Consider the following 14,322-nt stretch of genomic DNA (forward strand, 5'->3'; position numbering starts at 1 on the left):
GCGTCCCAATTGGGACGCTTTTTTGTATTACCAAATCTTAACTCGTTTAGCAGGTTCGACATACATACCATCTCCTGGTTTGATATCAAATGCTTTATAGAAGGCATCCATATTCTGAATCGGAATTACCGCGCGGTACATTCCTGGCGAATGCGGATCTGTTTTTACCTGACTTTTCAAGGCTTCATCACGGCTCTTAGTTCTCCAAACCGTAGCCCAAGAAATAAAGAAACGCTGTTCTGGCGTGTATCCGTCAATTAAACCTGGGTTTCCATTTGCTTTCAAATACGTTTGTAAACCGTCATAAGCAGCGTAAACACCACCTAAATCTCCAATGTTTTCACCCAAAGTAAATTTACCATCAACAAAAATTCCTGGTAAAGGTTCTAAAGCACTGTATTGGTCGGCTAAATTTGTTCCCAATGCTGTAAATTGTTTCAAATCTTCTGCAGTCCACCAGTCTACTAAATTGCCGTCTGCATTGTATCGAGAACCAGAATCATCAAAACCATGTGAGATTTCGTGACCAATTACAGCTCCAATTCCACCATAATTTACGGCTTCGTCAGCTTGATAATTGTAAAACGGCGGTTGTAGAATTGCTGCTGGAAATACAATTTCGTTATAAGAAGGATTAAAATAGGCGTTTACGGTTTGCGGAGACATTCCCCATCTGGTTTTGTCTACTGGTTTTTTAAGATCGGCTAATCCTTCCTCAAAACTCCATTTGGCTAAATTCATATTGTTTTCAAAATACGAACCGCCTTCGCTGATGCCTTTAATTTGTAATTGACTGTAGTCTTTCCATTTATCAGGGTAACCAATTTTTACCGTTAGTTTATTTAGTTTCTCAATGGCTTTCTCTTTGGTTGAAGCAGACATCCAAGGCAAATCGTTAATTCGAATTTCATAAGCAGCAATTACATTTTTAATCATGTTTTCTGCTTTGGTTTTTGCTTCTGCAGGAAAATACTTTTCAACGTACAATTTACCTAAAGCTTCACCAATTGATCGGTTCAATACTTGAAGGGCTCTTTCGTCGCGCGGACGTTGTTTTTCGGCACCTGTTAATGCCGTTCCGTAAAATTCGAAATTAGCATTTTCTATGTCAGTCGACAATTGGGAAGAAGATCTATTTAAAAGTGTCCATTTCAAATATTCTTTCCAAGCAGGTATATTTTTTTCTTTAAAGACTGTTTCCAAAACTTCCATGTAACGCGGCTGCGTCACGATTACTGTATCTACTTTAGTCATTCCTATCGCAGTAATAAATCCTTTCAAGTCTAAGGAAGGAGTCATTTTGCTCAAGTCATTTACAGCAGTTGGGTTGTATTGCTTGCGTCGGTCCCTGCGTTCTACACGATCCAATCTTGGTGCAGACATTTTAGTTTCTAAAGCTAAGATAGCCGCAGCATTGGTTTTTGCTTGTGCTGGAGTTTCACCAATAAACTGCATCATACGCGCTACGTGTGCTTCGTATTTCGCTCTTTTTTCTTTAGAATCTTTATCGTCAGAATTATAATAATCTTTGTCTGGTAACCCTAAGCTGCCTGGAACAAGAGAAACTACATTTCTAGTACTATTTTTGCTATCTGAGCTCACATAAAGTCCGAAAAATCCGAGTCCACCTTTTGGCTCCATTTCGACTAACAACTTTTGTAAATCGGATACGTTTTTAATCGCATCAATTTTTTTTAAGTAGGGCTGTAGTGGAGTGATTCCTCTTCTATTTCTACCCACCGTATCTAATATCGAATTGTAATAATTGATTGCTTTTCCTTGATCGGTAGTCGATTTGTAAGCGTTGCTTTTGGATGCTTCGTGCAAGAGTGACAAGGCGTTTTTGTCTGTTCGTAGACGCAATTCATTAAAAGAACCCCAGCTCGTTTGATCGCTCGGTATTACCGTTTCAGTAAGCCAAGCGCCGTTCACGAATTTAAAGAAATCATTGGCAGGTTTTACATTTTTGTCCATGTAAGCACTGTTGATTCCTGGTTCTTTTTGAACATTGTTTTGGGCTACTCCAGTGGCAAAAGTGACCATTGCAGGAATCGCAAAAAACAAAAGTTTCTTAGTTTGTTTTTTCATATTTGTTTACTATTTTGTGGTTATATACAAACATATCGTTATTTTTTGAATAATTATGTTAAATTATTCTTTTCAAATAGAAGAATTTATCACAAAATTCCAGTTAGTTTTTGTGGTTTGTTTACCTAATGTTTCAAAGAAATTGCAGCAAGTTGGCGATGCGATAATGTAACGCTTAAACATTTTTAAAGTGAACTGAGACAGAGGAGTAAATAATCAGTTTTATTTCTTCTGCAATAAGCGTTAAAGTGCTATAAGTACGGCGGTGCTTTTTGAGATAAAAAAAGAACTGTAGTAAGAGTAATTATTTGATTGTCAAATAATTTATAATTGTAAATTAATAGTCGGAATACGATATTTATCATAAAATGGGTGATAAACTAATCTTACATTTAACTCATAAAAAAATGAATTCTAAAATATTTTAAGATGAGAGCATTAAAAATAAGTGTACTGGCTGCAATCGCTTTTCAAGCAGTGGGATACGCACAAGAAACAAAATCGCCATTTTCATTAGATGGAGAATTTAGACCTCGAACGGAATGGAGAGATAGTGGTTTTTCGAAAACTGCTTCAGAAGGTGCTGAAGGTTATTTTAGAACCGACGCTAGAGTGCGTTTGGGTGCGGGTTATAAAACAGAATCCATACATACGTATTTGCTTTTGCAGGAAGTTTTCGTTTTTGGCGATCGCGCACAAACCGCAACTAAAGGCAATGATAATTTTAGAGTGCAAGAAGCTTGGGCAGATATTAAATTGACCAGCAAATCTACTTTTAAAGTAGGACGTCAAACCTTGTCTTATGATGATCAACGTATTTTAGGTGCATTGGATTGGGCACAGCAATCGCGCACGCACGATGTTGGTGTTTTTAAATTGAATGAGAATGGGTATGTTTTTGATGCTGGATTTGCTGTTAATTCTGATGGGCAAGACAATTTGTACAATACTGCGGCCGGTTTCTCTTATAAGAACATGGTTTTTGCGCACTTAAATAAACAGTTCGGACAGTTTAATATGAGCATTTTAGTTTTAGGAAATGAATTTCAAGATGCCACCGATCCTGATGCTCTAGGTCCTTTGTTGCCTTCAGACAATAAATCATTTTTAAAAACGGCTGGTGTTCATCTGGATTATACTTTTGATATTTTAAAATTAAGCGCCAACGGATATGTGCAAGACGGCTACCGATTAAATGATATTGCGGTTGATAATGCTTATTTAGTAAGTTTGGATGCAGCTTTTAAATTGAGTGAAGTTTTTGGAGCTACTCTTGGAGCCGAGATAATTTCTGGTAAAGACGATTCTTCTGTGGGATTTTTCCCGTTGTACGGAACCAATCATAAATTTAATGGTGGAATGGATCGCTTTTATGTGGGAAATTATGCGAATGCTAATGGTTTGGTAGATCTGCATGCAGGACTTTCGGCAAATTTAAAAAATGATTTTTCGGTAGGTTTAGATGTGTTGTACTTTACAGAGCAATCGCAAACTAAAGAATACATGGGAACCGAATTGGATTTTGTAATTGGTAAAAAATTCAACGGCTATGCTTTAAAAGGAGGTTACTCTCAGTTTTTTGAGCCGAGTCGAATTACAAATGATAAAGGCAATCAAAATTGGGCTTGGTTAATGTTGGTAGTAAAACCTAAGTTCTTGTAATAGCGTGCTACGGCAAAAGTAGTGTCAAATCGAGCGCATTGGAGTTATCTTGTAAATTAGCAAGAAAAGTCTCGACTGCGCTTGAGATGATAGCTGCAGGATTGTTGAGGTTTTGGCGTTTCGTCTGATTCGTGAGTTGAATAATAAAAAGAAGTGACTTAGCCCTGGTAGCAGCGGTATCCCCGCTTTTTGCGGGATATAGCGGATGACGGGACTATACGTTGTTATGAAAAGGAAAACTTCAGCTCCTTAAACTAGCACAATTCAATTCTTAGCAGAAGGTTAAAACCGAAAGCTTTGCAACAAAGAAGAAGTTGTTTTTGTATTTTTGAGGCCAATTCGTTTTAGAACCGATTTATTGGTAAAGAAGTTGTTTTTTAGACAGCAATTATCGTGAGATGGGCAATATTCGAACGTTAAAAAACAAATCACACTGCTATGAAATCTTTATTGTACCGCTACCGAAAATTTTTAATTTCACTTTTTATTTTTTCGGCAGTGACCTTATCTCTAATCTACATACAACTTAAACCGGCTAAATCATTACCAATTTTTAACCCCGCTGATGTCAATCCAGAGTTGGTGGATAGCACCATGCAGTATAAAAGTAAATACCATACCATTGCAGATTTCTCTTTTGTGAACCAAAACGGCGATACGATTACCCAAAAAGATTACGAGGGTAAAATATATGTAGCCGACTTCTTTTTTACAACCTGCGGAACTATCTGCCCTAAAATGACGGCCAATTTATTTGACGTACAAGCGGCGACTTTAAACAATCCGAAAGTTATGTTGTTGTCGCACACGGTTTTCCCGGATACAGACAGTATTCCGGTGCTTAAATCGTACGCTATTAAACACGGCGTAGTGGATCGAAAATGGAATTTGGTCACTGGCGATAAAAAACAAATTTACGAAATGGCGCGTAAGTCGTATTTGGCTGTTAAACTTGGTCGTCCTGACCAATTGTACGATATGGTACATACTGAAAATTTTATTTTAGTCGATCAAAAAAGACGCGTTCGCGGTTTTTATGATGGAACCCAAAAAGAAGACGTAGCACGCTTGATCGAAGACATTGAATTTTTGAGCACACAATAAAAACACACTAATTTACAATTGTTAAAAGATTTTTCATAGCCTCCAAATGCCCTTAAATTCATATATATTTGCTACTTTTGCAATATTAATTCAATCTAAATAAGCTTGAGACATTCAATTCACACCATGAAAAAAGGGGACAAAGCAATCATCAAAGATTTTGATATTGACTTGGTTCCATTAAAGTTATTAGAAATGGGCTGTTTGCCAGGAAATAGTGTCGAGTTGCTTCAGATTGCTCCTTTCGGAGATCCGTTGTATTTGGATATTAATGGCTCTCATGTTGCCATTAGAATTGAAACCGCACGCGAAATAGAAGTTGAATTAATTGAAGTCCACTTATAATGAGCATAAAAAATATAAATGTTGCCTTAATTGGTAATCCCAATGTTGGTAAAACATCTGTTTTTAATCAATTAACTGGACTGAATCAACAAGTTGGTAATTATCCCGGAATTACTGTCGAAAAAAAGATGGGATTCTGTAAATTAACCAACAACATCAAAGCCAATATTTTAGATCTACCAGGAACGTACAGCTTAAATGCAAGTTCTATGGACGAAAGTGTGGTGATTGAATTGTTGTTGAATAAAAACGACAAACTTTTTCCCGATGTTGCTTTGGTAGTGACTGATGTAGAAAATCTGAAACGAAATTTACTGCTTTTTACACAAATTAAAGATTTAGAAATTCCGACGATCTTAGTCATTAACATGGCAGATCGAATGAAGCAAAAAGGAATTACCTTAGAAATTGACATTCTTGAAGAGCGATTGAATACCAAAATTGCGTTGGTAAGTTCTCGTAAAGGACTGGGAATTGAAGCCCTAAAAGAGTTGATTGTTTCGTACAAAACCCTTCCGCACAAACCGTGTTTGAATGCTTCAAATATCGATCCCGAATATTTTGCAAAGTTACAAAAAACATTTCCCAACCAATTGTTGTACAAATTGTGGTTAGTAATAACGCAGGATGTGAATTTTTTAAAGCTAGAGCGTAACGAAATTCGCAGTACGTTTACGCGATCACACTCGGATTTAAAGCGTTTGCAGCAAAAAGAAACCGTTAAAAGATACCAATTTATAAATGAAGTTTTAAAAGACGGAATGCAAGTTGACTCTAGTGCTGCAACCGATTTTAGATCTAAATTAGACCGTGTTCTCACGCACAAATTCTGGGGATATATTATTTTCTTTATGATTTTGGCGGTTATTTTTCAGTCCATTTTTGCTTGGTCTGCTATTCCGATGGATTTTATCGATGCGACTTTTGCTGATTTAAGTGCTTTTGCTGCAGACAAATTGCCAACAGGTATTTTGACCGATTTAATTTCGCAAGGAATTATTCCAGGTATCGGCGGAATTTTAATTTTTATTCCACAAATTGCCTGCTTGTTTTTATTTATCTCAGTACTCGAAGAAAGTGGTTACATGAGTCGTGTAGTCTTTTTGATGGATAAAGTGATGCGTAAATTCGGTTTGTCAGGTAAAAGTGTAGTGCCTTTAATTTCGGGAACAGCTTGTGCGATTCCTGCAATTATGGCAACGCGAAACATTGAAAATTGGAAAGAACGTTTGATAACAATTTTGGTCACGCCGTTCACGACTTGCTCCGCTAGATTACCTGTTTATGCGATTATAATCTCGTTGGTTATTCCAGACGAACGCGTACTCGGTATTTTAAATTTACAGGGATTAACCTTAATGTTGCTGTATTTACTAGGTTTCGGAATGGCAATTTTGTCCTCGTATCTCCTAAATATCATTCTTAAAATAGACGGTAAAACGTATTTTGTGGTAGAAATGCCCAATTACAAATTGCCTTTATTGAAGAACGTTCTTATTAATGTGGTCGAAAAAACCAAGGCGTTCGTTTATGGTGCAGGTAAAATTATATTAGCGATTTCGGTAATATTGTGGTTCTTGGCTTCATACGGTCCGGGAGCGTCATTTAATAATGCCGAGAACATCGTTAAAGAGCGTTTTCAAGGACAAAATATGACTCAAGATGATATTGAACATGAAATTGCTTCGCAGAAAATAGAAAATTCTTATATCGGAATTATGGGGCACGCTATTGAACCAGCTATTGCACCTTTGGGTTACGACTGGAAAATTGGTATCGCCATCATCAGTTCTTTTGCAGCGCGTGAAGTATTTGTTGGAACTTTGGCCACTATTTATAGTGTAGGCGGAACCGATAATGAAGCTACAATTAAAAGCAAAATGCAAGAAGAAGTGAATCCGGTGACGGGCGAGAAGATCTTTAATTTTGCAAGCGGAATTTCGTTATTATTGTTCTATGCCTTTGCACTGCAATGTGCTAGTACATTAGCTATTACCAAAAAAGAAACGAATTCATGGCGTTGGCCAATGATTCAGTTGGTATTAATGACTGGATTTGCATACATAACGGCATTAATTGCCTACCAACTTTTAAGCTAAAATTATGATTCAAGAAATTATAGTCTTTGTCATTCTAGCCTTCGCACTTCTTTTTTTGATTAAGAAATTCTTCTTTAAATCTAAAAAAAAGAAAAGCGGCGATTGTAATGATTGTCATTAGTACAAGCCAGTGTGGATAATACTTAGACCAACAAAACAATGTTTAGACACCGAGGAAAGACAAGAACATTAAACCACAATAAAAAAATTGCTTCTTTGCTTTCGTGTGTGGCAGGAATTGTAAACGTTGTCGGGTTTTTATCGGTGCAGCGGTTAACGACAAATGTAACGGGACACTTTGCGTTTTTTGTAGATGAGGTTTTTAAGCTTAATTTTTCTGAAAGTTTTATTTACTTTTTTTACATCTTGTTCTTCTTCTTGGGTTCTTTTTTTTCCAGTCTATTAGTCGAAATTATTACCTTAAAAAACGAACGATTTATATTTGTTATTCCAACACTGATTGAAAGTGTTATTTTGTTTGCGATTGCATTTTTGGGTCACATTCTCATAAAAGACAACCCAAATTTAATAGCGTTTAGTTTGCTTTTTGCCATGGGATTGCAAAACTCACTGGTCACACGAATTTCCAACGCAGTCGTGAGAACGACCCACTTAACAGGACTTTTTACAGATTTAGGAATCGAACTTTCTCAATTATTTTTCTACAAACAAAAAGAGCAACAAGTCAAGCTGATCTCTACTATTAAACTGCGCTTGCGCATCATTCTCTTTTTCTTTTTCGGAGGTTTACTTGGCGGAATTTTATATCCTTATTTCAGTTTTTATGTTTTACTTATACCAGCGTTTATGTTAATTATGGGCTTGTATTATGATACTTTGCGATTTAAACTGTTGCATTGGAAACGAAATTACAATCTGAAAGACAAACGATCGTACCATTAAATAATGGTTTCTTTATAACGAATCATACGCTGCGGTGCTAATCTTCGGTAAAAAATAGCGGTAAAAGTTGCTTTCTTTTGTGAGCGTAAAATCCATTTTATTTTAAAAAATGTATATATTGCTTCTCTAATTCTAACCTTCAATTGTACTAAAATGAGAAACAGTAAATACACCAAATACGTAGCCATCGCGTTAATCGTTTTGTTCTTAGTTACTAGTTTAATGGTATAAACTATACTAGTATACAATAAATTTAAACACCTAGCTCGCGTTTTATAATGCGAGTTAGGTGTTTGTATTAGTAATGGAATACGTGGATCACTTAAAAAATGTACAATGAAAGTATTTGCAGAAACCGAAAGATTTATTTTAAGAGAACTACTTCCGAGCGATGTGGACGGAATGTTCGAATTGGATGCTGATCCTGAAGTTCATAAATATTTAGGAAATAAAACAGTTTCAATCAAAGACGAGTCTGCTGTAATTATTAGTACCATTAGACAGCAGTATTTGGATTACGGCATTGGAAGATGGGCTGTAGTGGACAAAAAAACTAAAGAATTTGTGGGTTGGTGCGGAATTAAATTTATAACTGAAGAAACGAACAATCATAAAGACTTTTACGATATCGGCTATCGATTACAGAAACGGTTTTGGGGAAAAGGAATTGCAACTGAAACGGCTTCGGCCTGTTTAAAATACGCTTTTGAAGAACTCGATTTTAAAGAAGTCTACGCTTTAGCTGCTGTTGATAATGCGGGATCGAATAAAATTCTAAAAAAAATTGGAATGCGATTTATCGAAAATTTCGATTACCACGGTGAAGATGAGAACTGGTACAGAATCGAAAGGAAAGATTTTTTAAAAAAAGAATAACCATTGATTTATAAGTGCAGCTTATAGTTAAGAGTGCAATCTAAACAATTGGTATTCATAAAACTTAACTGTTTTTATTTTAATAGTTTTGAATAGTGCGATAACATAAAACAGTGCCATTTCTATAGCTTTAGGCTTTCTAATTTGGTAATAATTTAGACTCATCCCATTGGTGAAAATCCGACCTAAGGAGCTTATTTTTTTTATATTTGTGAAAATTAAAAATAATGATAGATTTTATATACCAAGATCCGTATCCGATCTTAAAAGACGATACCGAATACCGAAAAATCACTTCTGATTTTATAAAAGTAGAACAATTGGGCGATCGCGAAATTGTAACCGTTGATCCCAAAGGTTTAGAGTTATTAGCCGAAGAAGCATTTACCGACGTTTCGTTTATGTTGCGTACGTCACACTTGCAAAAGCTGAGAAAAATTTTAGACGATCCCGAAGCAACAGATAACGATCGTTTTGTAGCCTATAATTTATTGCAAAATGCTAGTGTTGCTGCCGAAGGTCAATTGCCAAGCTGTCAAGATACAGGAACAGCGATTGTGATGGGTAAAAAAGGAGAAAACATATATACTGGAGTTGATGATGCTGAGTGGTTGAGTAAAGGTATTTATAACACCTATCAAAAACGCAACTTACGCTATTCTCAAATTGTGCCGATCTCGATGTTTGAAGAAAAAAACTCGGGTTCTAATCTTCCGGCACAAGTTGATATTTATGCTAAAAAGGGAGCGTCTTACGAGTTTTTATTCATGGCAAAAGGAGGTGGTTCGGCCAACAAGACCTTTTTATATCAAAAAACAAAATCGTTATTAAACGATAAAGCAATGGATGAATTTGTCCGTGAAAAAATAAAGGATTTAGGAACGTCTGCTTGCCCACCCTATCATTTAGCCTTGGTAATTGGCGGAACTTCTGCTGAAGCGAATTTAGCGGCTGTTAAAAAGGCTTCTGCAGGTTATTTCGATCATTTGCCAACTTCAGGAAATATGGCCGGACAAGCTTTTCGCGATATCTTGTGGGAAGAGAAAGTACAGCAAATTTGCCAAGAAAGTGCCATTGGAGCACAATTTGGAGGAAAATACTTTACACACGACGTACGTGTCATTCGTTTACCGCGTCACGCTGCTTCTTGTCCAGTTGGTTTAGGCGTTTCTTGTTCGGCCGATCGAAACATTAAAGCAAAAATTAATAAAGACGGAATCTTCTTGGAACAATTAGAAGTGAATCCGAAACAATTTTTACCAGAGACCGCACCCCATTTAGAAGCGCCTGTCGAAATTGATTTGGATCAGCCGATGGCAGAAATACTGGCGAAATTGAAACAATACCCAATTAAAACACGTTTAAAATTGAATGGTACTGTGATCGTAGCACGTGATATTGCTCATGCGAAAATTCAAGAATTACTAGACGCTGGAAAACCAATGCCAGACTATTTTAAAAATCACCCTGTGTATTACGCAGGTCCAGCGAAGACACCAGAAGGCATGGCGTCTGGAAGTTTTGGACCAACGACTGCAGGGCGTATGGATGTATATGTAGATGAGTTTCAAAAGAATGGTGGAAGTATGATTATGCTAGCCAAAGGAAATCGCTCGACACAAGTAAAAGAAGCTTGTAATAAGTACGGTGGATTTTATTTGGGATCTATTGGCGGACCCGCAGCCATTCTAGCTCAAGACAACATTGTAAAAGTAGAAGTGGTTGATTTTGAAGAATTAGGAATGGAAGCCGTTCGTAAAATTACGGTAAAAAATTTCCCAGCATTTATTATCACAGATGATAAAGGAAATGATTTCTTCGAGAATTTATAAGAATATCGAATAGCTCATATAACAACGAAACCGCCTAAATTTTACTTTAGGCGGTTTTTTTATAATTCAATTATTTTTATTATTTCAAAGTACTCTGAAAATAAGCTTCAATTCCAGCTAATTCTGCGTCAGTCATTGCTTTAGTAACCGGAAAGTTTGTTTTCATTACCTCATACTGACTTGGATCAACAATAGGTTCTCCTTTACCTAGTAAAAACGTTACCATATTAGCGTTTTTATCTTTGTAAATTTGAGCAATTTCTTTGATACTTGGTCCAATTACTTTTTTGTCTACTTGGTGACAAGTGTAACAATTCCCTTTTCCTTCCACAATAGATTTTCCTAAAGCTTCTGGAGTCATTACCTCAGCTGTTGCTTCTGGAGTTACTTCTGTTGTTGTTTCCGTTGGTGCTTCTGTTGCCGTTCCTGTACCGAACGATTCATTTGAAGATTCTTTTTTGCAAGAAACAATTGCAAAAAACGCTGCTGCTAAAATTATTTTTTTCATTTTTTTATAGTTTACCAACCTCATTTTTTCAAGGTTGAGTTTGACACTGGTTTAATAAAGATTATTAATCTTTGAATAAGACTTTCAGTAATTTACACTAAAATAATGTGCTGAAATTTTTATTTTCAATCCTCAAAAAAATCTACTTTATCAGATAAAGTTAATATTTTATTTGAAATAATCTTTGTTTTGGTATGATTAAGAGGTTTCTCTGTTTCGTTATTTTATTTAAATTTCGAATGAAATCGATTGTAAAAAACATTATTTTTTATTCAAAAGAATAGCAGCTTCTTTCGCAAAATAGGTCGAAATTAATGTTGCACCCGCTCTTTTAATACACATTAATTGCTCCATCATAATTTGATCGTTGTTTAACCAACCTCTTTCTGCTGCCGCTTTAATCATTGCATATTCTCCAGAAACATGAAAAACGGTTACTGGCACGTTTACGGCGTTTTTAACTTCTCTAACAATATCTAAATAAGCAATTCCAGGTTTTACCATTACCATGTCTGCTCCTTCTTCTACGTCCCAAATGGCTTCCTTAATGGCTTCTAGCCGGTTGGCGTAGTCCATTTGATATGTTTTTTTATCTTTAGGAACAATCACGTCTGATTTTTTAGGCGCACTGTCTAAAGCATCACGAAACGGACCGTAAAATGCCGAAGCGTATTTAGCCGAATAACTCATAATACCCACATTTATAAATCCTGCAGCATCCAAACCTTCGCGTAAGCGCAATACACGACCATCCATCATGTCGCTTGGAGCTACGAAATCAGCGCCAGCTGCTGCATGAGAAACGGCCATTTGTACCAAAGCCGCAACGGTACTATCATTTTCTACATCTCCATCGGCAATTATGCCGTCGTGACCATAAACCGAATAAGGATCTAGGGCAACGTCTGGCATTACGATCATTTCGGGACATGCTTTTTTAATAGCACGTATCGTGTTTTGCATCAATCCATCCGGATTCCAAGCTTCTTTTCCAGTATTGTCTTTTAAGTCCTCGCTTACTTTTACATAAATATTCACAGCACGAATTCCTACAGCGTATAATTCTTTTACTTCTTCTATAGTTAAATCCAACGAACGTCTAAAAATTCCAGGCATCGAAGCAACTTCTATTTTTACATTTTCTCCTTCTGCAACGAACATCGGAAACATAAAGTCAGACGGACTTAAACTGGTTTCGCGAACTAAACTTCGTATGGATTCATTGGTTCTTAATCTGCGACCTCTGTGTAATGGAAACATATTTTTGAATTTTATATTTTGAATTTATAAGATGAAAAGCTGCTATATTCCTGCTATATCTCGTTATAAATTTTATTGTTTTTAGGGTAATTTTATTTTGAATGTAAATTTTTACACTATTTTAGAATAACAAAGTTAGACAAAATTGAACTAATTGTAGCTGATAAAAATCATAATCAGACTTCAGTTTTAAAGATTTTGAAGGTTCAATTTGAAGTGACTTTTTTAAAGTAAAATTTTGTTTTGATTGATACTTATTTTTTGGAATCGCTTAAATTTCAAAGAAATAAGATAGTTTATGTACTAGCGGTACAACGCAAATCCGTAGCGAGTTCTAAGGATTTGTTTATTTTAAATTACAACCAATCAATTGGATTTTCTAATAGTTGAATTAATTTTTCTTCGTGACTTCCCACTTCCGGATGATGATCATAAACCCATTGCACGTGCGGAGGCAAGGACATTAAAATACTCTCAATTCTTCCGTTAGTTTTTAAACCAAATAAAGTGCCTTTGTCATGAACTAAGTTAAACTCTACATAACGACCACGACGAATTTCTTGCCATGTTTTGTTTTCAGGAGTATAAGCTACTGCTTTTCTTTTTTCTACAATTGGCACATAAGCTTCTAGAAAACTATTTCCAACTTCCGAAACAAAGTTGAACCAATCTTCCATGCTAGTTTCTGGAGTTGCTTTGCAATAATCAAAGAATAAGCCTCCAATTCCGCGGGCTTCGTGACGATGTGCATTCCAGAAATAATCGTCACATTGCTTTTTATATTTAGGATAAAATTCGGGGTTGTGTTTGTCGCACGCCGTTTTACACGTTTGGTGAAAATGTTCGGCATCTTCTTCAAACAAATAATAGGGCGTTAAATCTTGTCCACCACCAAACCACGAGTTAATTACGGTTCCGTTGTCGTCGTACATCTCAAAATAGCGCCAATTGGCATGCACTGTGGGCACCATCGGACTTTTAGGATGAATCACTAAACTCAGTCCGCAAGCAAAGAAATCGGCTTCTCCAACGCCAAACATCTTTTGCATGGCTTCCGGTAATTTTCCGTGAACAGCAGATATATTCACTCCGCCTTTTTCAAAAACGTTTCCATTTTCGATGACACGTGTTCTTCCGCCTCCGCCTTCTGGGCGATCCCAAAGATCTTCGCGAAATTTAGCTTGACCCTCAACGGCTTCTAATCCTGCTACGATTTGGTCTTGTAAGTTTTGTATGTATGCGTAAAATTTATTTTTCATTGTAGTTTCGCTTTAGCAGAAGTGATTTTAGTGTTAATTCCGAATGAAAACGTAGCACTTTCAGTTTGAATGTGTTCGTAAAGTGCCAATGCTTTTGCGGTAAATTGGAACTGATTTTCTTTCGATAGAAAAATCAAGACATCAGCAAACTGCTCTTTTTGATTCCAGTCGAGATGGCATCTTGAGAGTAAAGTGATCATTTCATTGGGTTCTGATTCAATAAGCGTTTCTAGACTTAAACCAAAATTTTTTAGTTGACCGTCAATTTCACTGAGATCTTCAAAAATCCAATATTTTGGCACAAATGTAAGTGAATGCAATATGCGTAGCGTGTTCTCAATTCGGGTGCTTTCTTCGTCTCTTAAACCTTTGTTTAGCATGGCTTT

14 protein-coding genes are annotated in these 14,322 nt (G+C 36.2%); 8 read left to right on the forward strand and 6 right to left on the reverse strand.

Going from position 1 to position 14,322, the window contains the following annotated elements; all coding sequences use genetic code 11:
* Positions 1-27 precede the first annotated feature (27 nt).
* A complete protein-coding gene (locus ACRASX_RS05200; protein ID WP_432222657.1) occupies positions 28-2,088 on the reverse strand; it encodes a M13 family metallopeptidase in 2,061 nt (686 codons plus the stop codon).
* Between the two features lie 429 nt (positions 2,089-2,517).
* Here ACRASX_RS05200 and ACRASX_RS05205 point away from each other — a divergent pair, with 429 nt between their 5' ends.
* The 6 genes from ACRASX_RS05205 (at position 2,518) to ACRASX_RS05230 (ending at position 8,201) form a co-directional block, all read left to right on the forward strand.
* The gene (locus ACRASX_RS05205; RefSeq protein ID WP_432222658.1) at positions 2,518-3,750 is read left to right on the forward strand and encodes a hypothetical protein; all 1,233 of its coding nucleotides are present in this window, start codon (positions 2,518-2,520) and stop codon (positions 3,748-3,750) included.
* A 438-nt stretch (positions 3,751-4,188) separates the two neighbouring features.
* Entirely contained in the window at positions 4,189-4,854 is a 666-nt protein-coding gene (locus ACRASX_RS05210; RefSeq protein WP_432222659.1) for an SCO family protein, read from the forward strand.
* 126 nt (positions 4,855-4,980) lie between these two features.
* Positions 4,981-5,199, forward strand: a complete 219-nt coding sequence (locus ACRASX_RS05215; protein ID WP_157492736.1) for a FeoA family protein — start codon at positions 4,981-4,983, stop codon at positions 5,197-5,199.
* Positions 5,199-7,298, forward strand: coding sequence for a ferrous iron transport protein B (gene feoB, locus ACRASX_RS05220; RefSeq protein WP_432222660.1), 2,100 nt, complete (start codon positions 5,199-5,201; stop codon positions 7,296-7,298). Before ACRASX_RS05215 ends, feoB begins: the two co-directional genes overlap by 1 nt.
* Before the next feature lie 4 nt (positions 7,299-7,302).
* Entirely contained in the window at positions 7,303-7,419 is a 117-nt protein-coding gene (locus ACRASX_RS05225; protein ID WP_432222661.1) for a FeoB-associated Cys-rich membrane protein, read from the forward strand.
* Between the two features lie 38 nt (positions 7,420-7,457).
* Positions 7,458-8,201 carry a YoaK family protein gene (locus tag ACRASX_RS05230; RefSeq protein WP_066312282.1) on the forward strand — a complete coding sequence of 248 codons (744 nt, stop codon included), beginning with the start codon at positions 7,458-7,460 and terminating at the stop codon, positions 8,199-8,201.
* Here ACRASX_RS05230 and ACRASX_RS05235 read toward each other — a convergent pair.
* Entirely contained in the window at positions 8,198-8,449 is a 252-nt protein-coding gene (locus tag ACRASX_RS05235) for a hypothetical protein (protein WP_432222662.1), read from the reverse strand. The genes ACRASX_RS05230 and ACRASX_RS05235 overlap by 4 nt on opposite strands.
* Positions 8,450-8,537: 88 nt before the next feature.
* Between ACRASX_RS05235 and ACRASX_RS05240 the strand changes: the two genes are divergently transcribed.
* Together ACRASX_RS05240 and ACRASX_RS05245 are read left to right on the forward strand one after the other, a co-directional pair.
* On the forward strand, positions 8,538-9,077 hold the full coding sequence (locus tag ACRASX_RS05240) for a GNAT family N-acetyltransferase (protein ID WP_066312284.1): 540 nt from the start codon (positions 8,538-8,540) through the stop codon (positions 9,075-9,077).
* 227 nt (positions 9,078-9,304) lie between these two features.
* Positions 9,305-10,909, forward strand: a complete 1,605-nt coding sequence (locus tag ACRASX_RS05245; protein WP_432222663.1) for a fumarate hydratase — start codon at positions 9,305-9,307, stop codon at positions 10,907-10,909.
* 79 nt (positions 10,910-10,988) lie between these two features.
* Here ACRASX_RS05245 and ACRASX_RS05250 read toward each other — a convergent pair whose 3' ends face one another.
* The 4 genes from ACRASX_RS05250 to ACRASX_RS05265 form a co-directional block, all read right to left on the reverse strand.
* Complete coding sequence (locus ACRASX_RS05250) at positions 10,989-11,417, reverse strand: c-type cytochrome (RefSeq protein WP_066313493.1); 429 nt, start codon at positions 11,415-11,417, stop codon at positions 10,989-10,991.
* 261 nt (positions 11,418-11,678) lie between these two features.
* Positions 11,679-12,677 carry a porphobilinogen synthase gene (gene hemB, locus ACRASX_RS05255; RefSeq protein WP_432222664.1) on the reverse strand — a complete coding sequence of 333 codons (999 nt, stop codon included), beginning with the start codon at positions 12,675-12,677 and terminating at the stop codon, positions 11,679-11,681.
* 356 nt (positions 12,678-13,033) lie between these two features.
* A complete protein-coding gene (gene hemF, locus ACRASX_RS05260; RefSeq protein ID WP_066312292.1) occupies positions 13,034-13,936 on the reverse strand; it encodes an oxygen-dependent coproporphyrinogen oxidase in 903 nt (300 codons plus the stop codon).
* Entirely contained in the window at positions 13,933-14,316 is a 384-nt protein-coding gene (locus ACRASX_RS05265) for a hypothetical protein (RefSeq protein ID WP_432222665.1), read from the reverse strand. The genes hemF and ACRASX_RS05265 overlap by 4 nt, the downstream gene beginning before the upstream one ends.
* Between the last annotated feature and the right edge of the window lie 6 nt (positions 14,317-14,322).

The organism is Flavobacterium sp. TMP13 (assembly GCF_050847115.1).
Classification (GTDB): Bacteria; Bacteroidota; Bacteroidia; order Flavobacteriales; family Flavobacteriaceae; genus Flavobacterium.

Excerpts from the sequence above, each read along its gene's own strand:
- ACRASX_RS05245 (WP_432222663.1), top strand. The coding sequence starts at position 9,305 with ATGATAGATTTTATATACCAAGATCCGTATCCGATCTTAAAAGACGAT.
- ACRASX_RS05230 (WP_066312282.1), top strand. The coding sequence starts at position 7,458 with ATGTTTAGACACCGAGGAAAGACAAGAACATTAAACCACAATAAAAAA.
- ACRASX_RS05225 (WP_432222661.1), top strand. The coding sequence starts at position 7,303 with ATGATTCAAGAAATTATAGTCTTTGTCATTCTAGCCTTCGCACTTCTT.
- hemF (WP_066312292.1), bottom strand. The coding sequence starts at position 13,936 with ATGAAAAATAAATTTTACGCATACATACAAAACTTACAAGACCAAATC.
- ACRASX_RS05240 (WP_066312284.1), top strand. The coding sequence starts at position 8,538 with ATGAAAGTATTTGCAGAAACCGAAAGATTTATTTTAAGAGAACTACTT.
- ACRASX_RS05210 (WP_432222659.1), top strand. The coding sequence starts at position 4,189 with ATGAAATCTTTATTGTACCGCTACCGAAAATTTTTAATTTCACTTTTT.
- hemB (WP_432222664.1), bottom strand. The coding sequence starts at position 12,677 with ATGTTTCCATTACACAGAGGTCGCAGATTAAGAACCAATGAATCCATA.
- feoB (WP_432222660.1), top strand. The coding sequence starts at position 5,199 with ATGAGCATAAAAAATATAAATGTTGCCTTAATTGGTAATCCCAATGTT.
- ACRASX_RS05215 (WP_157492736.1), top strand. The coding sequence starts at position 4,981 with ATGAAAAAAGGGGACAAAGCAATCATCAAAGATTTTGATATTGACTTG.
- ACRASX_RS05205 (WP_432222658.1), top strand. The coding sequence starts at position 2,518 with ATGAGAGCATTAAAAATAAGTGTACTGGCTGCAATCGCTTTTCAAGCA.
- ACRASX_RS05265 (WP_432222665.1), bottom strand. The coding sequence starts at position 14,316 with ATGCTAAACAAAGGTTTAAGAGACGAAGAAAGCACCCGAATTGAGAAC.
- ACRASX_RS05250 (WP_066313493.1), bottom strand. The coding sequence starts at position 11,417 with ATGAAAAAAATAATTTTAGCAGCAGCGTTTTTTGCAATTGTTTCTTGC.
- ACRASX_RS05200 (WP_432222657.1), bottom strand. The coding sequence starts at position 2,088 with ATGAAAAAACAAACTAAGAAACTTTTGTTTTTTGCGATTCCTGCAATG.